The organism is Seohaeicola saemankumensis, assembly GCF_042678485.1.
Lineage (GTDB): Bacteria > Pseudomonadota > Alphaproteobacteria > Rhodobacterales > Rhodobacteraceae > Seohaeicola > Seohaeicola saemankumensis.
The window spans coordinates 15,633-34,698 of record NZ_JBHTKR010000007.1 but is presented as its reverse complement, the minus strand read 5'-3'; the positions used below and the strand labels follow the sequence as shown (position 1 = coordinate 34,698).

The window sequence follows — 19,066 nt, the reverse complement described above, 5'->3', positions numbered from 1 at the left end:
CTTGGACGCCCGCGGCATCATCACCCGTCTGCGCGACCGCCTGCCCTTGACCCGGGACGAGCTGGACTGGTTTGCGCGCGGTCTGGCCGATGGGGCGGTCTCGGATGCACAGGCCGGGGCTTTTGCCATGGCCGCCTTGCTGAACGGTCTGGGGGATGAGGGGCGCGTGGCCCTGACCCTGGCGATGCGGGATTCGGGTCATGTGCTGGGTTGGGATATGGACCGTCCGGTGCTGGACAAGCATTCCACCGGCGGGGTGGGCGATTGCGTTAGCCTGATCCTTGCGCCTGCATTGGTGGCCTGCGGGGCCTGCGTGCCCATGATTTCCGGGCGCGGCCTGGGGCATACCGGCGGCACGCTGGACAAGATGGAAGCGATCCCCGGCCTGCGCACGGATCTGGACGAGGTGCGGCTGCGCGCGGTCGTGGCGCAGGCGGGCTGCGCCATCGTCAGTGCCAGCGCCGCCATCGCCCCGGCTGACCGTCGGCTATACGCGATACGCGACGTGACCGGGACGGTGGAAAGCCTTGATCTGATCACCGCCTCGATCCTGTCCAAGAAGCTGGCCGCCGGGCTGGATGGGCTGGTGCTGGACGTCAAGACGGGCAGCGGGGCCTTCATGAAGACACCGGAACAGGCGCGCGCGCTGGCGCGGGCCCTGGTCGAGACGGCCAATGCCGCCGGATGCCCGACCATGGCCCTGATGACCGATATGAACCAGCCGCTGGCCCCCGATCTGGGCAATGCGCTTGAGGTGGCGGCGACGATGCGGGTGCTGACCGGGCAGGCGGGCGGGCGTTTGCTGGATGTCACGGCGGCGCTGGGCGCTGCGGTTCTGGCGGGCGCGGGCCTGTCTGCGGATGCCGAGACTGGCGCGCAGGCGATCCGGGCCAGCATCGCGGATGGGCGCGCGGCAGAGTGTTTCGGCCAGATGGTCGCGGCCCAGGGCGGGCCGACCCGCTTCGTGCAGGATTGGGCGCGCTTTCTGCCCGAAGCCAATGTGATCCGCGAGGTGAAAGCCCCGCAATCCGGCTATATCGCCGCGATCGACGGTCATGCGCTTGGCCTGTGCGTCGTGGCATTGGGCGGGGGGCGGCAGGTCGAAAGCGACCGTATCGATCCCGCCGTGGGCCTGTCGGACATGGTGGAACTGGGCGCATGGGTCGATGCGGGTCAACCGCTGGCGCGCATCCATGCCGCCCGGCCCGAGGCCGCGCAAAAGGCGATGGCGCAGGTGCTTGGCGCGATCACGATTGCACAAGATGCACCGGACCTGCCGCCGCTGATCCATGACAGGGTCGGACCATGAGCCGTGCCTTTCTGGTGGTGATGGACTCGGTCGGTATCGGCGGGGCGCCCGATGCGGACCGTTTCTTCAACGGGACGACCCCTGATACGGGGGCGAACACCCTTGGCCATATCGCGCTGGCCTGTGCGGCGGGGCGCGCCGACACGGATCGCGCGGGTCCGCTGCATCTGCCGAACCTTGATCGGCTGGGGCTGGGGGCGGCAATGGAGCTGGCAAGCGGGCTTGCGCCGCCGCCGGGTCTGGGCGCCGCGCCGCAGGGCTTGTGGGGCGCGGCCACCGAAGTGTCGAACGGCAAGGATACGCCGTCGGGCCATTGGGAACTGGCCGGTGTGCCCGTGCCATGGGACTGGCACCATTTTCCCGACACGCAGCCCGCCTTTCCGCCCGACCTGAGCGCCCGGATCGCAGCGCTGGCGGGGACCGATGGCATCCTTGGTGATTGCCATGCCTCAGGCACCGAGATCATCGCCCGGTTGGGGGGCGAGCATATCCGCACCGGCTGGCCCATCTGCTACACATCGGCCGATTCCGTCTTTCAGATCGCGGCGCATGAGAAACACTTTGGCCTCGACCGCCTGCTGGACCTGTGCCGACGCGCCGCCCCGATCCTGCATGCCATGCGCGTGGGGCGCGTGATCGCGCGACCCTTTGTCGGCACGGTCGAGGGTGGTTTCACCCGGACCGCCAACCGCCACGACTATGCCATCGCCCCCCCGTCACCCACGCTGTGCGACTGGGCGCAGGCCGATGGACGCCGCGTGCATGCGGTGGGCAAGATCGGTGACATCTTCTCGATGCGGGGGATCGACGATCTGGCCAAGGGCGATGACGCCGCGTTGATGGGCCATCTGGCGCGGCTGGTGGACACAGCCGAGGACGGCAGCCTGACCTTCGCGAATCTGGTGGAATTCGACAGTCTTTATGGCCATCGCCGCGATGTCGCGGGCTATGCCCGCGCTCTTGAACGCTTCGATGCCGGGATCGGCCCGATCATCGCGGCGCTGCGCCCGGGTGACATGATGCTGCTGACCGCCGACCATGGCAACGACCCCACCTGGACCGGCACGGACCATACCCGCGAACGTGTGCCGGTTCTGGTCGCCGGGCTGGGCGCAGGCGCGCTGGGGCATCTGGCCTTTGTCGATGTGGCGGCCACCATTGCCGCGCATCTTGGCCTGACCCGGCGCGGGCCCGGAAGGGTGGTCGCATGAGCTGGCAAGACTACCCCAAGGTCGAACTGCACCTGCACCTTGAAGGTGCGGCGCCTGCCGATCTGATCCGCCGTCTGGCACGGGAAAAATCCGTGGATATCGCCGGTATCTTCGATGAGCGCGGGCATTACAGCTTCGACGATTTCCCCGATTTCCTGCAGGTCTACGAGGCCGCGACAAGCGTGCTCAAACGGCCCGAGGATTACGCCCGCCTGACCGCGGCGGTGCTGGAGCGCAGCGCCGAAGACGGCGTGATCTATACCGAGGCATTCATAAGCCCCGATTTCTGTGGTGGCGGCGACCTTGCCGCCTGGCGCGAATACCTGCATGCCATCCGCGAGGCGGCGGACCGGGCCGAAGCCGCCCATGGCATCATCATGCGTGGCATTGTCACCTGCATCCGTCATTTCGGCCCCTACACGGCGCGCCAGATTGCCCGCTGTGCCGCCGAAACCGCCGGCGACTGGATCACCGGTTTCGGCATGGGCGGGAACGAGACCATGGGCAAGCAGGGCGATTTCGCATGGTCCTTCGATTGCGCGCGCGAGGCGGGGTTGAACCTGACCACCCATGCCGGTGAATTCGCAGGCCCCGCTTCGGTCCGGCAGGCGCTGGACGACCTGCGCGTCACGCGCATCGGCCATGGTGTGCGCGCCGTCGATGACCCGGCCCTGATAGACCGGCTGGCCGAGGCTGGCACGGTGCTGGAGGTTTGCCCCGGATCGAACGTCGCCCTGGGCCTTTATCCCGATCTGCGCGCCCATCCCATTGCGAAACTGCGCAAGGCGGGGGTAAAGGTGACAGTGTCCACTGACGATCCGCCCTTCTTCCGCACCAGCATGTCGCAGGAGTTCGCGGGGCTGGAGCGCGCCTTCGGCTGGGACTTGACCGATTTTGCCGTGCTGAACCGCACGGCTGTTGATGCGGCCTTCTGCGATGCCGCCACGAAAGACCGCCTGCGGGACAGGCTGAAGACAGAAACGGAGTAGCCATGACCGATCATCTGACCATCGTCACCCACCCGCTGGTGCAACACAAGCTGACGCTGATGCGCGACAAGAACACCTCGACTGGGGAATTCCGTGCCTTGCTGCGCGAAATTTCGGCTTTGCTGGCCTATGAGGTGACGCGCGAACTGGAACTGACCACGCGCGCCGTCGAAACCCCGATGCAGGAAATGGACGCGCCGGTTCTGAAGGGAAAGAAGCTGGCGCTGGTGTCGATCCTGCGGGCGGGCAACGGCCTGCTGGACGGGGTTCTGGAATTGATCCCCTCGGCACGGGTGGGGTTTGTCGGCCTCTATCGTGACGAGGCGACGCTGAAGCCCGTGCAATATTACTGCAAACTGCCCGAAGGGTTGGAGGATCGTCTGGTGATCGTTGTCGATCCGATGCTGGCCACGGGCAATTCCTCGGTCGCGGCGGTCGATCTGCTCAAGGCTGCGGGGGCCACCAATATCCGGTTCATGTGCCTTCTGGCGGCCCCCGAAGGCGTCGCCCGCATGAAAGAGGCTCATCCCGATGTCCCGATCGTCACGGCTGCGCTGGACAAGCGTCTGAATGACAAGGGATATATCCTGCCCGGACTAGGTGATGCGGGTGACCGCATGTTTGGCACTAAATAAGCTATCATCCCTTTACGATCGTTTCCGTTTCAGGCAAAGTGCCGCCACGCTATGTTGGGGGCGCTTATGATGTCTGTACGGGTTTTTTCGATGGCTGCGTTGATCGCTGCCTCTACGCTGACCTGGGTTCTGCCAGCCGAGGCACAGTCGATCCGCTTTCGTGAGCCGGCCGAGTTTCCGCCGGCTTCCTTCACCGGATCACAATATGTCGACAGCCAGGGGTGCATCTTCGTGCGCGCCGGTGTGGCCGGGGCCACGACATGGGTGCCGCGTGTCACGTCAAGCCGCCAGAACCTGTGCGGCGCCAGGCCAACCTTTGCAAACGGGGTGCCGGCCGGTGCCGGCGCAAGCGCGCAGGCAGCACTTCCGCCGGGCGCCCGGCTGATCACGATACCGCCGGCTGCGGCGGGCGCGGCCGCTGCCGGGACAACCGTGGCGTCTTCCGCGCGGCCGTCCGCCGCGGCACCTGCCGCCGCAGCACCTGCCGCCGCCCGGGCAAGACCGTCCGCCACTATGAACACCCCCGTGAACGCGCGCATGGCGCCGCAGCCGCCCGTCATGGCGCCGCGTGCCGGCGCCCCGATGCGCACCGTTGCATCGATCGCGACCGCCCCGACGCTGAATGCCGCAGGGCAAAGGGCCGCCGGGACCATCGCGGGACAGATCGCAACCACCACCGGCCGCTGTGGCGCCGATGTGCGCTGCGGACCGCAGACACAGGATCCGGTCAGCCGTGTGAATGGCACGGCCCGGCGCCTGGGGGCGCCCGCCATCGCCCAGAACCGTCAAGCAGGCGCCGTGCTGGACCCGCAGACCAGGATCGTGCCGCGCCACGTGGCTCAGGCCCAGGCCAATGCCGCAGATGCGGGGGTCGTGCCGCCAGGCTATCGGCCCGTCTGGAAGGATGACCGGCTGAACCCCTATCGCGCGCAAGGAACCGTGGCGGGAAAGGCCGCGATGGACCTGGTCTGGACCCAGACCGTGCCGCGCCGTCTGATCGATCGGCGCAGTGGGCGCGACATGACGGCCTTTAACCCGAACCTTGTCTATCCCTATACCGATCTGGCGACCCAGGTGCGCGCCGGTGTGCCGGTTGCAGAGCGGGCGGCAGACCGGGCGGCAGACCGGGCGAGCGTGTCGACCCGTGGCACCCAGAAGGCCCAGCCTCAGCGGCAAGTGGCCGCTCAGCCGCGCGTGTCCACCCGGGCCACGCCGCCGTCCGCCCCCAAGACCGTGACGGGCCGCTTCCTGCAAGTGGGCGCGTTTGCCGATCCCGCCAATGCCCAGCGCACGATCAGGCGGCTTCAGGCGGCCGGGCTGCCTGTCAGTATCCAGCGCAGCAGCAGCAAGGGCAAGCCGGTGCAGGTGATCCTTGCGGGTCCCTTTGCCAATACCGCAGCCCTGTCTCAGGGGCTGACGGCCGCGCGCGCCGCGGGTTTCCGCGAGGCTTTTGCGCGGAACTGACGCCTAGCCGCCGCAGATCGCCTGCAACCGCAACCAGTCGCCATCGGACATCAGGGGTTGCGGGGGCGCGCTGGCGAAGGGATCGGCCTCGATCAGGGCCAGGGTCTTCTCGCCTGTCGGGTCCAGCGCATAGGCATAGGGCGTCGCGCGCACGGACAAACGCTGGAACCCTTGCTTCAGCCCCTCGTCGGTGAGGGGCAGGGGCGGTGCCGTCAACAGGGTCTCCGCATAATCGCGCAATGTCTCATCGGGCAGCGTGCCGGTTGTCAGCAACCGAAAGCTGGCCATGATACCGCCCCAGTCCAGCAGGCGGCCCAGCGGATCGCTTTCCTGGGCGCGGAGCTGTTCGGCGATGATATAGCCTGCCAGAACGTCTGGCTCCTCATAGCTTTCGACCAGGCCGCGCCCGATCAGCAGGATGCGGCCGGGCAGGCGCACCGTGTCGCGCACACCGCTGCGGAACACGATCAGCGCGTTGCGCTGGCCCGACACCTCGGGCAGGCGGGCGGAAAACTTCTGCAACACCTGTAAGCCTTCGGGGGCGACGCACGGCAGGCCGGTCATCCGTTCAAGATGGGTCATCAGGGCGCGGCCCAGATCCTCGCGCTTCACATCGGGCACGACAGAAAGGGTATGATCGCGCAGCGCGCCGGGCAGCCAGAACACCGCCAGCAGCGCGACAGCCGCACAGGACGCGGCAAGACCGATCCCGCGCAACCGTCCGGGCCGGGGGCGGCGGCGATCCACCGCGCTACGCAGTTTTTCGATGGCGGTGATCATCGCGGCCTCATCCGCCGCCAGTTCAAGCGTTTCGGAAGGATCGCCTTCGGGATGATAGAGCGCGGGGGTCTCATCGGGGTTGGCCCGCGCGATGGCAGCCAGCGACCAATGGGCAAGGGGGCGGTCGGTCAGGTCGGAAATCACCAGCGTCGCCTCGCCGATCGAGACGATGACCTCGCGCCGCTGCTCCTCGGGCGCGGGGCGCCAGAGGGCGGAGGCCTCAAGCCGTTGATACTCCTGCAATGCGGTCATGGATGGGCTGCCCTGCCTCTGTTTGGGCAAGTTTAGCATGGGGTGGACCGGGGTGGTAGGGGGCAGGGACAGGGGGCTGTCCCATGATGGGACATTTTTGGGGTTGTTTGGAATCAATGGGTTGCGGGGAGGCGTTAGGGGGATTCTAACGGTTGGGGGATTTGGCACGGGGCACCGCTAGAACCAAGTCTCGGAATGTAAAAAGCAATATCCCCGTTCTCTATGATCACGAAGTGCTCGCTTTCTTGATGAAAGTAAAGCGCACCCCCAAAAACTGGCATCATTGGAGCCAATCTGCAAACACCATTCGGTAAGTTATAGAAAACGTTTGGACCATAAATTATAGAAACAGTCCTCCCAATGCCTAGGAAAAAGAACGCTAAAAGACACATCGAAATTATGAACTGTGCGCCAGCTTGTGAAGTGAGGAACTCCGATTTTGATTTCACTTCAGTGGCTCGATATGAATTTAATGTTGCTAATATTGTTATGATTGGCAGGAATATTATTGGAAAAAATAGCATTGCGAAGATGCCGAATGCGGGATTTGCATTGTCATCAATATTGAAAAGAAGTGCTAACAGTATTAATGAGATGATAATAGATTTTTGAAAATTTATTAATTTCCTAAATGCACGACCTTCTACCACCTGCCTGTTTCTGCGATATTCAAGCCGGTAGAATGCCGCTTTCCGAATAGTCCTTTTTCTATTTCGTCCCAGCTGGAAGTCACGAACTAGCTGGTTCCATAGAAAAAGAGCGCCAACCAGTAGCGGATGCAACACCTTTGTTAAAGATATTGCCAAGATCATGACAAACGTAATCTGCGTGGTTAGGTGGATAATGCTTGATTGGTTGATTATAGTGACTATAGCTTGCGGCAAGGTTATCGCTACGCCGAGCAAGTATGCGCTAATGGCTCCTAGGTAAAGTGCAACAAATATCACGCCAAAACTAAATGGTTGACTGGTGGTAAGGTTTTCCAGTAGTTTCAAATTTTTTGTTTTTGTGATAGTATAAGAAAACAGGCTTCCAAAGTTACCCAAGCTACAAATCCCCAACCATACGATATTTGGACACGTAAATTTCTATCATTGAGAAGATCCCAATGTCTTGCCCTTTTTTTCCCTCCCCCGCGCGGAACAAGGCGCGGTACGCGCCGCCGCGCGATCGCCGACCCGCCCCCTGGGGCGGCGATTTTGCGACCGTGGTGCGCAGAACTGAGGTTCGATGACTGGGTGGGGATAAAGTGCGCCGAACTGTCGTAGGCTCGCCACCCCGCGGGTCGGCGACCGCGCGGCTTGGGGCGAGGTCGAGCGGCGATTTTGCGACCGTTGTGCATAGAACTGAGGGCCGATGACTGGGTGGTGATAAAGTGCGCCGAACTGTCGGCGGCATCGCCACCCCGCGGGTCGGCGGGCGCCCGGCTTGGGGCGAGGTGGAGCAGCGATTTTGCGACCGTTGTGCATAGAACTGAGGTTCTATGACTGGGCGGGGATAAAGTGCCCTGAATGATCGTTGTGTCGCCACCCCGCAGGTCGGCGAGCGCACGGCTTGGGGCGACCGCCCCCTCCCTCACAACCCCTTGGCTATCGCGCGCAGCTCGAACTTCTGGATCTTGCCGGTCGAGGTTTTCGGCAATTCCTGGAACACCACTTTCTTTGGGGTCTTGAAGCCTGCCAGCTTCTCACGGGTGAAGGCGATCAGGGCGGCCTCGTCGCCCGCCACGCCCTCTTTCAGCTCGACGAAGGCGCAGGGCACCTCGCCCCATTTCTCGTCAGGCTTCGCGACCACCGCGCAGAGCAGCACGTCGGGATGGGCCATCAGCACGCCTTCGACCTCGACCGAGGAGATATTCTCGCCGCCCGAGATGATGATGTCCTTGGCGCGGTCGGCGATCTGGATATAGCCGTTGGGATGCTGCACGGCGATGTCGCCAGAATGAAACCAGCCACCGGCAAAGGAGTCTTCGGTGGCTTTGGGGTTCTTGAGGTAGCCTTTCATCACGCCATTGCCGCGAAACATGATCTCGCCCTGGGTGACGCCATCCATGGGGATCTGCTGCATCCCGTCGGTCATCACGGTCACGCCCTCAAGAAACGGCATGGCGACACCCTGGCGCGCCTTCATCGCGGCGCGGGCATCGCCTTGCAGCTCGTCCCATGCGGCGTTCCATGTGCATTCGGTGCCGGGGCCATAGGTTTCGGTCAACCCGTAGACCTGGGTGACGTTGAAGCCCATCGGTTCGATCTTGGCCAGGGTCGCGGGGGCGACGGGGGCACCGGCGGTGAATACCTCGACCGTCTGGGAAAAGGCGCGGCGTTGCGCGGCGGGGGCGTTCACCAGCGTGTTCAGCACGATGGGCGCGCCGCCGAAATGGGTGACACCCTCATCGGCGATGGCGTTGAAGATGGCGGGCGCGGTGATGTCGCGGCAGCAGATCAGCGTGCCACCCAGCACCGGCATCATCCAGGTGTGGCACCAGCCGTTGCAGTGAAACAGCGGCACGATGGTCAGGTAGCGCGGATGCAGCACCATGCGCCAGCTGATGACCTGCCCCATGGCATTCAGATAGGCGCCGCGATGGTGATAGACCACGCCCTTGGGCCGCCCCGTCGTGCCGGAGGTATAGTTGAGCGCGATGCTTTCCCATTCGTCCTCGGGCATGATCCAGTCGAAATCGGGATCACCCGCCGCCAGCAGGCTTTCGTAATCGGTGTAATGGCCCTGGCCATGCACACCTGCATGGTCGTCGGGCACTTCGATCACGGTGGGGGCGGGGCCTTCCATCCGGTCCATCGCCTCGGCGGCCAGTGGCAGGAATTGCGGATCGACCAGCAGGACCTTCGCGCCGCCGTGATCGAGGATATAGGCGACGGTGTCGGGTTCCAGCCTTGTGTTGATCGTGTTGAGGATCGCGCCGCAGGCCGGCACGCCGAAATGCGCCTCGGCCTGGGCGGGCAGGTTGGGGATCAGGGTGGCGACCACATCGCCCGGCTGCACGCCCAGTTTGACAAGGGCCGAGGCCAGACGCGTGACGCGTTCGAAATATTCCGCATAGGTCTTGCGGTGCGGGCCGTAGATCACCGCCGGATGGTCGGGAAAGACCTGCGCCGCGCGTTTGAGGAACGACAGCGGCGTGAGGGGCACGTAATTCGCCGCCGTCTTGCCAAGACCCGTTTCATCCTTGAGCCAGCCCATCATATCCCCCCTTGTGATCTGTCGCCATGCGGCGCTTGTGCGACACAATATTGCGCGCCCCACGGCGAAGGGAAAGGGGGAAAGGCGCGGGCCTGCACGAATGCCGCCCGCGCCATCCTGTCAGCCGACCACGTTGAAGGCCGGACCATAGGGGTAGCCGGTGATATTCTCGTTCCCCGTCTCGGTGATGATCAGGATGTCATGCTCGCGGTAGCCACCGGCGCCGGGCGCGCCTTCGGGCAGGGTCAGCATCGGTTCCATCGAAATGACCATGCCGGGTTCAAGAACCGTGTCGATATCCTCGCGCAGTTCCAGCCCGGCCTCGCGGCCGTAGAAATGCGACAGCACGCCGAAACTATGGCCATAACCGAAGGTGCGGTATTGCAGCAGGTCGCGCGCAGACAGGAAATCGTTGATCTTGTGGGTCACCTCGGCGCAGCTGACACCCGGTTTCAGCAGGGACATGCCGTATTCATGGGTGGCGACATTCGCCTCCCATATCGCCAGGCTGGCGGCATCGACTTCGCCCACGAAAAGGGTGCGTTCAAGCGCGGTGTAATAGCCCGAGATCATCGGGAAGGTGTTCAGCGACAGGATATCGCCACGCTCCAGCGCGCGCGCGGTGACAGGGTTATGCGCGCCGTCGGTGTTCAGGCCTGACTGGAACCACACCCAGGTATCGCGGTACTCGGCATCGGGGAAGCGTTTTGCGATCTCGACCTCCATCGCGTCGCGCCCGGCCATGGCGATGTCGATCTCGCGCGCACCCACGCGCACCGCGTCCCGGATGGCATAGCCGCCGACATCGGCCACATTGGCGCCCGCGCGGATCAGGTCGATCTCGGCCGCGGATTTGCGCATGCGCCGCTGCATGGTGGCGGGCGCGATGTCCACGCGGAGAGAGGGGGCAAGGAAAGCATCCAGCTTGGCCGATTGCAGCAGCGTCAGGTGATCGGCCTCATAGCCGATCACGCGGCCTTCGCCGGTGACGGACCGCACGGCGCGCCAGAAATTGTCGCGTGTCCAGTCTGTATAGGTGATGTTGTCGCCCACGCTGCGCCGCCAGGGCTGGCCTGCGTCGATGCCCGCGCTGATTGTCACGCAATCGGCTGGCGTGACCACGCAGGCATAGGGTCGCCCGAATGAGCAATAGAGAAAGCCCGCGTAATAGGCCACGTTATGCATCGAGGTCATGACGCAGGCATCCACGCCCTGCGCGGCCATATCGGCGCGCAAGCCTGCGAGGCGGGCGGCATATTCGGCTTCGGAAAAGGGCAGGGGCGCTTTCTGGCCGTTGTGAAAGCGGTACATGTCGGGTCTTGCGGTCTGTGTCATCATCGGTCCTGCGGGGCCGGAAATCTGCGGGCCCCCTTGTCAGAGGTCCCGGCGTACAGGACGACGGCGGAATGATCCGCAGGAAAGGGAATGCAGTTCCCCGCGCCGACGCCATCGGCACGCCCTGTCACGAAGTATACATGACAATGCAGCGCCCCTTCAAGCATCGCTTGAGATTGATGTTGCCGCGACATAAGCAGGAGGCAGAGATTGAAACCGGACATCCCATGACCCTTGTAGCCCATGCCGATCAGGACAGGCCCCTTGCCGCCGCCAGCGTGATGCTGGTGGCCATGGTGATCATCGGGTTCATCGACAATTACGTGGCCGCCATCGCAACCGAGATCGGCCTTTGGCAGTTTCAGGTCATGCGGACCATCCTGATGGCTCCGATGCTGCTGGTGATGTCCTGGCTTGGTCTGGGCACGTTGCGCCCGCGTTCGATCCTGCGGGTGGGGGGGCGGTCGGCTTTCGCCGGGATCGCCATGATGTGCTATTTCGGGGCGCTGGGCTTCATGCCCATCGCACAGGCGCTGGCGGGGTTGTTCACCTCGCCGATTTTCATCCTGCTGATCACCTGGGGCCTGATGGGCTACAGTATCGGGCCATGGCGCATCCTTGCGGTGCTGATGGGGTTCCTGGGGATCCTGATGGTGCTGCAACCCGATGCGGATGCGTTTTCGGTCTGGACGCTGCTGCCCGTGGCGGGCGGGCTGTTCTATGCCGTGTCCATCATCGCCACGCGGTCCTGGTGCGCGGGCGAAAGCACGATGGCGCTGCTGCTGGGGGTGATGTTGTTTCAATGCCTGTTTTCGGGGGCAATGGCGCTGGGCCTTGTCGTGCTGGACATGCCCGAAACCGGGTTTCTGACACGCCGCTGGGTCTGGCCGCTGGTCGATGTCTGGCCGCTACTGTGGTTGCAGGCGGTGGGGTCGCTGGCGGGGGTCTGGTGCATCATCAAAGCCTACCAGACCGGCGAGGCTGGCTTTGTCTCGGTCTTCGAATATTCGGTGATGATCTTCGGGCCGTTCTTTGCCTGGTGGCTGTTCGCCCAGCCCGTCGGCGCAGGGCAGGCCATCGGCATCGGGTTGATCGCATCGGCGGGGGTGATCATCGCGCTGCGATCGGGCGCAGAGCAGCGCCGCCAGATCATTCCCGGTTAAGGGCGCTTGCGCCATGGCACCGATGGGATAGCGTGACCGCATGATCATTTCGCCAGGCCGCCGCTATGTCTTTGTCCATATCCCCAAGACCGGGGGCACCGCGCTGGCCCTGGCGCTGGAAGGTCGCGCACAACCAGATGATATCCTGCTGGGCGACACACCCAAGGCGCAGCGGCGCAAGCATCGCCTGAAGGGCGCGCAGGCGGCGGGGCGATTGTGGAAACATTCCACCCTGGCCGATATCGACGGGTTGGTCAGCCGTGACCAGATCGCGGAGAGTTATTGTTTCACATTGGTGCGCAATCCCTGGGACCGGATGGTCAGCTATTATCACTGGTTGCGCGGGCAGCGCTTCGATCATCCCGCCGTGGGGCTGGCCCATGCGCTGACCTTTTCGGAGTTCCTGAACCATCCGCAGACCCGCGCAAGCCTGACCGCCTGGCCCTATGGGCGGTATATGAAAGATGCGACCGGAACCGAACGCTGCGCGGCCTATATCAGGCTGGAACAGCTGGAACAGGATGCAGCCCCCCTTTGGGCGCATCTGGGGTTCCGGCTGGTCCTTGACCGGGTGAACCGGTCGGATCGCGCCCCTGATTATCGTGGTTACTACAGTCCGGATGATGCCGCACTTGTCGCGGATCTCTGCGCCGAAGATATTGCGCGCTTCGGCTATTCCTTCTGAAATTCGATCCTGATTGTTTCCAAAATTGACATAATGATCGTATTTTTGTTTACTGTTTCTAATTTGTAAATAATACTGCCCCCGCAGCACCACCCCCAATGCAAACGGCGCGGACCCCCGGGACCGCGCCGTTTGTTTTTTCTGCCTGGTGATCCGGGGATCAGGCGGCTTTCTTGTCCACGCCGAAACGGCCGTAGAAGCTTTGGCCCTTGTCGGCCATCTCGCGCAGAAGCGCGGGGCAGGCAAAGCGCGCGCCGTAGGTCGCTTCCAACTGGTCACAGCGTTCCGCCGCATAGGGCGTGCCGATGATGTCGAGCCAGCTGAACGGGCCGCCCGACCAGGGCGCAAAGCCCCAGCCAAGGATCGCGCCCACGTCGCCTTCGCGGATGTCTTCCAGCACGCCTTCCTCCAGCGCGCGGACAGCTTCCAGGACCTGCGCGAACATCAGGCGGTGCTGCACCTCGATCAGGCTCGGCTGATCCTCGAGCTGCGGATACTTGTCGGCCAGACCTTCCCAGTATCCCTGCCGCTTGCCGGCTGCATCATAGGTGAAGAAACCGGCCTTGGCCTTGCGGCCCATGCGACCCTGACCTTCCATCCAGAAGATGATCTCGTCCACCTCGCCGTCGGGGTAGGCATTGCCCATCGCGGCCTTGGTGGCGCGGGCGATCTTGGCGCCCAGATCAATCGAGGTTTCATCGACCAGTTGCAGCGGACCCACGGGAAAGCCCAGCATCCGCGCGGCATTGTCGATCAGCGCGGGCGCCACGCCTTCCTTCACCATCCGCATCCCCTCGTTGATGTAGGGGATGATGCAGCGGTTGGCGTAGAAGAAGCGCGCGTCATTGACCACGATGGGCGTCTTGCGGATCTGGCGGACGTAATCCAGCGCCTTTGCCACGGCGACGGGGCCGGTTGCCTCGCCCTTGATGATCTCGACCAGCAGCATCTTTTCGACCGGCGAGAAGAAGTGGATGCCGATGAACTGCTCGGGGCGGGCGCTGGCCTTGGCCAGTTCGCTGATCGGCAGGGTCGAGGTGTTGGAGGCATAGATGCAATCGGCCGGGATCACGGCCTCGGCCTTTTTGGTGACCTCCGCCTTGATCTTCATGTCCTCGAACACCGCCTCGATGATCAGGTCGCAGCCTTTCAGCGCGTCATAATCGGTGGTGGCGGTGATCAGGCCCAGCATGGCCTCTTTCTTGTCCGCCGTGACCTTGCCGCGCTTGATGCCGCCGTCAAGGTAAGCCTCGGTATAGGCCTTGCCCTTGTCGGCGCTTTCCTGCGTGGCGTCGATCAGCACGACCTCGATGCCGGCCTGGGCGCTGACCAGCGCGATACCCGCGCCCATCATGCCCGCGCCCAGCACGCCCAGCTTTTTCACACGCTGATCAGAGACGCCTTCGGGACGCACGGCGCCTTTTTCCAGCGCTTCCTTGTTCAGAAAGAGCGAGCGGATCATCGCGGCGGAAGACGGGTTCATCAGCACGTTGACGAACCAGCGCGCCTCGATCTTCAATGCGGTGTCGAAGGGCACCAGCGCGCCCTCATAGACGGCCGAAAGCAGCGCCTTGGCGGCCGGGAAGGCGCCTTGCGTCTTGCCGTTCACCATGGCCGAGGCGCCCACGAATGTGGGGAAGCCACCTGCGCTGTAGGGTGTGCCACCCGGCATCTTGTAGCCCTTGGCGTCCCATGGCTTGACGATATCGGCATCCTTGGCCGCCAGCACCCAGCCGCGCGCGGCAGCCACCGGATCATCCACCACCTCGTCGATGATGCCCGCCGATTTCGCCTTGGCCGGATCCAGCAACTTGCCTTCCAGCAGGTATGGCGATGCGCCCATCGCCCCCAGTTTGCGTACCAGCCGCGTGGTGCCGCCCGCGCCGGGGAAGATGCCGACCATGATTTCCGGCAGGCCGATCTTGGCCTTGGGGTTGTTCGCGGCAAAGATGCGATGCGTGGCCAGCGGCAGTTCAAGCCCGATGCCCACGGCGGTGCCGGGCAGGGCAGCGGCGATGGGCTTGCCGCCCTTCAGGGTCTTGGGGTCCATCCCTGCGCGCTCGATCTTTCGCAGGGCGGCATGCATCTGCATGATCCCCTCAAAGAGGCCGCGCTCGGGTTCGTCGCCCGCGTCTTCGCGCATCTTGGCCAGCACGTTCAGGTCCATCCCGCCGGCGAAATCCTTCTTGGCGGAGGTGATGACGATGCCCTTGACGGCGTCATCGGCCAGCGCGTCGTCGATCAGGCTGTCCAGATGGATCAGCGCCTCGGTGTTCAGCACGTTCATGCTTTTGCCGGCACAATCCCAGGTGATGGTGGCGATGCCTTCGGCATCTTTCTGCATGGTGAAATCGGTCATGTCATCTCTCCCGTCAGGGTTTCGGGGCGGGGGCGTGCAGGTCGCGGCCCTCGTAATGTTTCAGGTAGCTGAGGATGGTTTGCAGCGTGGCGGCGGGACCGTTTGCGAAATCATCCTGCTCCAGCACGATGCGCTTGTGACCGCTGAAATCGGTGCGGTCGAGGCTGTCGCGCGGGTCGGCCTTGTGCTTGAAGATCAAGGCCGGGCTGTCGCAGACGATGCGGACGTAAGCGCCGTCATTCTCGGTCACCAGGCGCAGATCGCTGCGGTTCGTGGCCAGATCGGCCACGGCGCGCAGAGGATGAGGGGCGGCGGCCATCAGACCCGCTCGATGATGGTGGCGGCACCCATGCCGGAGGCGATGCAGAGCGTGGCAAGGCCGGTGCCCTTGCCGGTGCGCTCCAGCTCGTCCAGCAGCGTGCCGATGATCATGGCGCCGGTGGCCCCCAGCGGGTGCCCCATGGCGATCGAGCCGCCGTTGACGTTCACGACAGAGCTGTCCACGTCGAAAGCCTGCATGAAACGCAGCACGACCGAGGCGAAAGCCTCGTTCACCTCGAACAGGTCGATGTCGCTGATGCTCATGCCGCTGTCGGCAAGGATCTTCTGCGTGGCAGGCACGGGGCCTGTCAGCATGATGGTGGGATCGGTGCCGATCTTGCAGGTGGCCTTGATGCGGGCGCGGGGCTTGATACCCCATTTCTCGCCGAATTCCTTGTTGCCGATCAGAACGCCGGCCGCCCCGTCCACGATGCCGCTGGAATTGCCGGCATGGTGGATGTGGTTGATCCGCTCCAGATGCGGGTACTTCATCAGGGCGACCTTGTCGAAACCGGGCATGACCTCGCCCATGTCCTTGAAGCTGGGCTTGAGCGCGCCAAGGCTTTGCATGTCGGTCTGCGGGCGCATGAATTCGTCATGACCCAGGATGGTCAGGCCGTTCTGATCGAGGACCGGCACGATGGACCGTGCGAAACGCCGGTCATCCCAGGCGGCCTTGGCGCGGCGCTGGGATTCCACGGCCAGCGCATCCGCCTCGTCCCGCGAAAACCCGTATTCGGTGGCGATGATGTCGGCGCTGATCCCCTGCGGGACGAAATAGGTATCCATCGCGATGGACGGATCCACGGCAATTGCGGCCCCGTCGCTGCCCATGGGCACGCGGGACATCATCTCGACCCCGCCGGCGATATAGGCCATGCCCGCCCCGCCGCGCACCTGGTTGGCGGCAAGGTTGACCGCCTCCATTCCGCTGGCGCAGAAGCGGTTGATCGCAAGACCGGGGATCGCTTCATCAAGATCCGAGGCCAGGACGGCGGTGCGCGCCAGGCAGGCGCCCTGTTCCATCACCTGGGTGACGTTGCCCCAGATCACATCCTCGACGGCATGACCCTCGAAACCGTTGCGTTCCTTCAGCGCGTTCAGCACCTGGGCGCTGATCCGGGCCGATGTGACCTCGTGCAGCGATCCATCGGCGCGGCCCTTGCCGCGCGGCGTACGGATGGCGTCGTAAATATAGGCGTCTGTCATGGTTTTCTCCTTGCTCGGGCCCGCATGTCCGGGGCCGCAGTGGATCTCAGGCGCGGTCAGCCGGGCTGCCGGGCATCAGGTCATAGGGGTGTTTCCAGCCGGGGGTCTGTTCGATCCGTGTCAGCCAGGCATCGATATGGGGCCATTCCTTGCGGTCAAAGCCGAAGGGTTCGGGGTAGAAAAGATACCCGCAGCAGGCGATGTCGGCGATGGTCAGCCGATCACCGACCAGCCAGTCCTTGTCCGCCAACTCGTCGTTCAGTACCTTGTAGGCGGCCTTCAGGCGGCCCTGCATGAAAGCAATCACCTCGGCCGGGCGCTTGTCCTCCGGAAGAAAATTCATCAGGAAGCGGGTCATGCCCGCCTGGCTGGACAGCTTGTGATTGTCCCACAGGATCCAGCGCATGATCTCGCGCCGCTCGTTGGCGCTGCGTCCGCCCAGCTTGCCGCCCTTGGTGCTGATATAATCCTGGATCGCGCCGGACTGCGACAGGGTCAGGTCGCCGTCCACCATCACCGGCACCTCGCCCATCGAGTTGATGGCGCGGAATTCCGGCGTGCGGTTTTCACCGTTGAAGAAGTCGACGAAGACCGGCTCCCATTCCAGTCCGGAGAGTTCGAGTGTCAGCGCCGCCTTGTAGGCATTGCCGCTTTCGCCGAAGCAGTAGAGTTTGATGGTCATGCCGGTCTCCTGTTGATCTGTTGCGGTGGGGGTTTCACACCCCCACACCCCCGTGGAGTATTTCCTGAAAGATGAAGGGGGTCTTGTTCTATTTACCTGGAATTAAGGTTGATACGTGCAGGCTGGCACCGCGCCACAGGCTGGAGAGCCGATGGGCGTGAAAGGTGAAGCCCCGTTCCGATAAGTCCGACAGCCAAGCGGTGAGGCGGAGCGGGGTGGACCGCGCCCGCTTCATCGTTCCCCAAATACTCCCGCCGGAGGCATCCGTCCTGTCGACCCGCGCAAGGCTCATGCGGTTTTCCTGTCGATGAAGCTGCGCGCGATCAGTTCCTTCATGATCTCGTTGGTGCCGCCGTAGATGCGCTGCACGCGGGCATCGGTCCACATTTCGGCGACCGCATATTCCTGCATGAAACCGTAGCCGCCATGCAGTTGCAGGCAGTCGTCCAGCACCTGGTTCTGGGTGTCGGTGATCCAGTATTTCGCCATGGCGGCCTTTTCGACGGTCAGTTCGCCGCGCAGATGTTCGGCCATGCATTCGTCGAGGAAGGCGCGCGCGACCTTGGTGCGGGTCAGGCATTCGGCCAGTTTGAAGCGGGTGTTCTGGAACTGGGTCAGCGGCCCGCCGAAAGCCTCGCGTTCCTGGCAATACTGGATGGTGCGGGCGACGGCACCCTCCATGGCGCCGATGGCGCCACAGGCGATGATCAGGCGTTCCTGGGGAAGCTGGCTCATCAATTGGGCAAAGCCGCGCCCTTCCTCGCCGCCCAGAAGATTCTCGGGCGGGATGGCGACGTTGTCGAAGAACAGCTCGGAGGTGTCCGAGGCTTTCATGCCGATCTTGTCGAGGTTGCGGCCGCGTTTGAAACCTGCTGCCCCTTCGGTTTCCAGCACCATCAGCGACACACCCTTGGCGCGCTGGCTGGGGTCGGTCTTGGCGGCGACGATGATCAGCGTGGCATGCTGGCCATTGGTGATGAAGGTCTTCTGGCCCGACAGTTTGTAGGTATTGCCGTCCTTGATTGCCTTGGTCTTGATCGCCTGCACATCAGAGCCGGTCGAGGGTTCGGTCATCGCCAGCGCGCCGACCAGTTCGCCGCTGGTCAGTTTCGGCAGCCAGCGGCGTTTCTGATCCTCGGTGCCATAGGCCAGGATGTAATGCGCGACGATGCCCGAATGGATGCCCACGCCCCAGCTGGCCAGGTTGGCCCGGCTGGCCTCGATCAGGATCGCGGCCTCGTGGCCGAAATCGCCGCCGTGTCCGCCCCATTCTTCGGGGATGGAGGGGCACAAGAGCCCCAGTTCGCCCGCCTGTGGCCAGATCGACGGGTCCATCTGGCCCTGATTGCGCCAGCGTTCGAAATGCGGGGACCATTCGTCAGTGATGAACCTGGCCGTCATGTCGGACAGCATCTGGTGTTCGTCGGTCATCCAGGCGGATGTCATGCGGGTCTCCTCCCCCGGTTTGGTC

Annotated in this window: 16 protein-coding genes; 7 read left to right on the top strand and 9 right to left on the bottom strand. The window is 63.7% G+C overall.

Going from position 1 to position 19,066, the window contains the following annotated elements; translation table 11 throughout:
- Nucleotide 1: 1 nt before the first annotated feature.
- The 5 genes from ACFQ3C_RS16765 (at nt 2) to ACFQ3C_RS16745 (ending at nt 5,608) form a co-directional block, all read left to right on the top strand.
- Nucleotides 2-1,309: a thymidine phosphorylase gene (locus ACFQ3C_RS16765; protein ID WP_380794220.1), complete on the top strand. Its 1,308-nt coding sequence runs from the start codon at nt 2-4 to the stop codon at nt 1,307-1,309.
- Nucleotides 1,306-2,520, top strand: a complete 1,215-nt coding sequence (locus ACFQ3C_RS16760) for a phosphopentomutase (protein ID WP_380794218.1) — start codon at nt 1,306-1,308, stop codon at nt 2,518-2,520. Before ACFQ3C_RS16765 ends, ACFQ3C_RS16760 begins: the two co-directional genes overlap by 4 nt.
- Complete coding sequence (locus tag ACFQ3C_RS16755; protein ID WP_380794215.1) at nt 2,517-3,509, top strand: adenosine deaminase; 993 nt, start codon at nt 2,517-2,519, stop codon at nt 3,507-3,509. The genes ACFQ3C_RS16760 and ACFQ3C_RS16755 overlap by 4 nt, the downstream gene beginning before the upstream one ends.
- 2 nt (nt 3,510-3,511) lie before the next feature.
- A complete protein-coding gene (gene upp, locus ACFQ3C_RS16750) occupies nt 3,512-4,144 on the top strand; it encodes a uracil phosphoribosyltransferase (RefSeq protein WP_380794213.1) in 633 nt (210 codons plus the stop codon).
- A 90-nt stretch (nt 4,145-4,234) separates the two neighbouring features.
- Nucleotides 4,235-5,608 carry an SPOR domain-containing protein gene (locus ACFQ3C_RS16745; RefSeq protein WP_380794210.1) on the top strand — a complete coding sequence of 458 codons (1,374 nt, stop codon included), beginning with the start codon at nt 4,235-4,237 and terminating at the stop codon, nt 5,606-5,608.
- A 3-nt stretch (nt 5,609-5,611) separates the two neighbouring features.
- Here ACFQ3C_RS16745 and ACFQ3C_RS16740 read toward each other — a convergent pair whose 3' ends face one another.
- The 4 genes from ACFQ3C_RS16740 to ACFQ3C_RS16725 form a co-directional block, all read right to left on the bottom strand.
- Complete coding sequence (locus ACFQ3C_RS16740) at nt 5,612-6,640, bottom strand: hypothetical protein (RefSeq protein WP_380794208.1); 1,029 nt, start codon at nt 6,638-6,640, stop codon at nt 5,612-5,614.
- Between the two features lie 134 nt (nt 6,641-6,774).
- Nucleotides 6,775-7,686, bottom strand: coding sequence for a hypothetical protein (locus ACFQ3C_RS16735; protein ID WP_380794206.1), 912 nt, complete (start codon nt 7,684-7,686; stop codon nt 6,775-6,777).
- Between the two features lie 529 nt (nt 7,687-8,215).
- A complete protein-coding gene (locus ACFQ3C_RS16730) occupies nt 8,216-9,841 on the bottom strand; it encodes an AMP-binding protein (protein WP_380794203.1) in 1,626 nt (541 codons plus the stop codon).
- A 120-nt stretch (nt 9,842-9,961) separates the two neighbouring features.
- Entirely contained in the window at nt 9,962-11,176 is a 1,215-nt protein-coding gene (locus tag ACFQ3C_RS16725) for a M24 family metallopeptidase (RefSeq protein ID WP_380794201.1), read from the bottom strand.
- 227 nt (nt 11,177-11,403) lie between these two features.
- Between ACFQ3C_RS16725 and ACFQ3C_RS16720 the strand changes: the two genes are divergently transcribed.
- Both ACFQ3C_RS16720 and ACFQ3C_RS16715 read left to right on the top strand, forming a co-directional pair.
- The gene (locus tag ACFQ3C_RS16720) at nt 11,404-12,339 is read left to right on the top strand and encodes a DMT family transporter (RefSeq protein ID WP_380794199.1); all 936 of its coding nucleotides are present in this window, start codon (nt 11,404-11,406) and stop codon (nt 12,337-12,339) included.
- Nucleotides 12,340-12,379: 40 nt separating this feature from the next.
- Nucleotides 12,380-13,024, top strand: coding sequence for a sulfotransferase family 2 domain-containing protein (locus tag ACFQ3C_RS16715; RefSeq protein WP_380794196.1), 645 nt, complete (start codon nt 12,380-12,382; stop codon nt 13,022-13,024).
- A 160-nt stretch (nt 13,025-13,184) separates the two neighbouring features.
- On the opposite strand, the gene ACFQ3C_RS16710 is transcribed toward ACFQ3C_RS16715, so the two are convergent.
- From ACFQ3C_RS16710 to ACFQ3C_RS16690, 5 genes are all read right to left on the bottom strand, one after another.
- Complete coding sequence (locus tag ACFQ3C_RS16710; RefSeq protein WP_380794194.1) at nt 13,185-15,383, bottom strand: 3-hydroxyacyl-CoA dehydrogenase NAD-binding domain-containing protein; 2,199 nt, start codon at nt 15,381-15,383, stop codon at nt 13,185-13,187.
- 13 nt (nt 15,384-15,396) lie between these two features.
- Nucleotides 15,397-15,702, bottom strand: coding sequence for an acetyl-CoA acetyltransferase (locus ACFQ3C_RS16705; RefSeq protein ID WP_380794191.1), 306 nt, complete (start codon nt 15,700-15,702; stop codon nt 15,397-15,399).
- Nucleotides 15,702-16,913: an acetyl-CoA C-acetyltransferase gene (locus tag ACFQ3C_RS16700; protein WP_380794189.1), complete on the bottom strand. Its 1,212-nt coding sequence runs from the start codon at nt 16,911-16,913 to the stop codon at nt 15,702-15,704. The genes ACFQ3C_RS16705 and ACFQ3C_RS16700 overlap by 1 nt, the downstream gene beginning before the upstream one ends.
- 46 nt (nt 16,914-16,959) lie before the next feature.
- Entirely contained in the window at nt 16,960-17,595 is a 636-nt protein-coding gene (locus ACFQ3C_RS16695) for a glutathione S-transferase family protein (RefSeq protein ID WP_380794186.1), read from the bottom strand.
- A gap of 288 nt (nt 17,596-17,883) precedes the next feature.
- Entirely contained in the window at nt 17,884-19,041 is a 1,158-nt protein-coding gene (locus ACFQ3C_RS16690) for an acyl-CoA dehydrogenase family protein (RefSeq protein ID WP_380794183.1), read from the bottom strand.
- Nucleotides 19,042-19,066: the final 25 nt, after the last annotated feature.

Excerpts from the sequence above, each read along its gene's own strand:
- ACFQ3C_RS16760 (WP_380794218.1), top strand. The coding sequence starts at position 1,306 with ATGAGCCGTGCCTTTCTGGTGGTGATGGACTCGGTCGGTATCGGCGGG.
- ACFQ3C_RS16755 (WP_380794215.1), top strand. The coding sequence starts at position 2,517 with ATGAGCTGGCAAGACTACCCCAAGGTCGAACTGCACCTGCACCTTGAA.
- upp (WP_380794213.1), top strand. The coding sequence starts at position 3,512 with ATGACCGATCATCTGACCATCGTCACCCACCCGCTGGTGCAACACAAG.
- ACFQ3C_RS16745 (WP_380794210.1), top strand. The coding sequence starts at position 4,235 with ATGGCTGCGTTGATCGCTGCCTCTACGCTGACCTGGGTTCTGCCAGCC.
- ACFQ3C_RS16740 (WP_380794208.1), bottom strand. The coding sequence starts at position 6,640 with ATGACCGCATTGCAGGAGTATCAACGGCTTGAGGCCTCCGCCCTCTGG.
- ACFQ3C_RS16730 (WP_380794203.1), bottom strand. The coding sequence starts at position 9,841 with ATGGGCTGGCTCAAGGATGAAACGGGTCTTGGCAAGACGGCGGCGAAT.
- ACFQ3C_RS16725 (WP_380794201.1), bottom strand. The coding sequence starts at position 11,176 with ATGACACAGACCGCAAGACCCGACATGTACCGCTTTCACAACGGCCAG.
- ACFQ3C_RS16720 (WP_380794199.1), top strand. The coding sequence starts at position 11,404 with ATGACCCTTGTAGCCCATGCCGATCAGGACAGGCCCCTTGCCGCCGCC.
- ACFQ3C_RS16715 (WP_380794196.1), top strand. The coding sequence starts at position 12,380 with ATGATCATTTCGCCAGGCCGCCGCTATGTCTTTGTCCATATCCCCAAG.
- ACFQ3C_RS16710 (WP_380794194.1), bottom strand. The coding sequence starts at position 15,383 with ATGACCGATTTCACCATGCAGAAAGATGCCGAAGGCATCGCCACCATC.
- ACFQ3C_RS16705 (WP_380794191.1), bottom strand. The coding sequence starts at position 15,702 with ATGGCCGCCGCCCCTCATCCTCTGCGCGCCGTGGCCGATCTGGCCACG.
- ACFQ3C_RS16700 (WP_380794189.1), bottom strand. The coding sequence starts at position 16,913 with ATGACAGACGCCTATATTTACGACGCCATCCGTACGCCGCGCGGCAAG.
- ACFQ3C_RS16695 (WP_380794186.1), bottom strand. The coding sequence starts at position 17,595 with ATGACCATCAAACTCTACTGCTTCGGCGAAAGCGGCAATGCCTACAAG.
- ACFQ3C_RS16690 (WP_380794183.1), bottom strand. The coding sequence starts at position 19,041 with ATGACATCCGCCTGGATGACCGACGAACACCAGATGCTGTCCGACATG.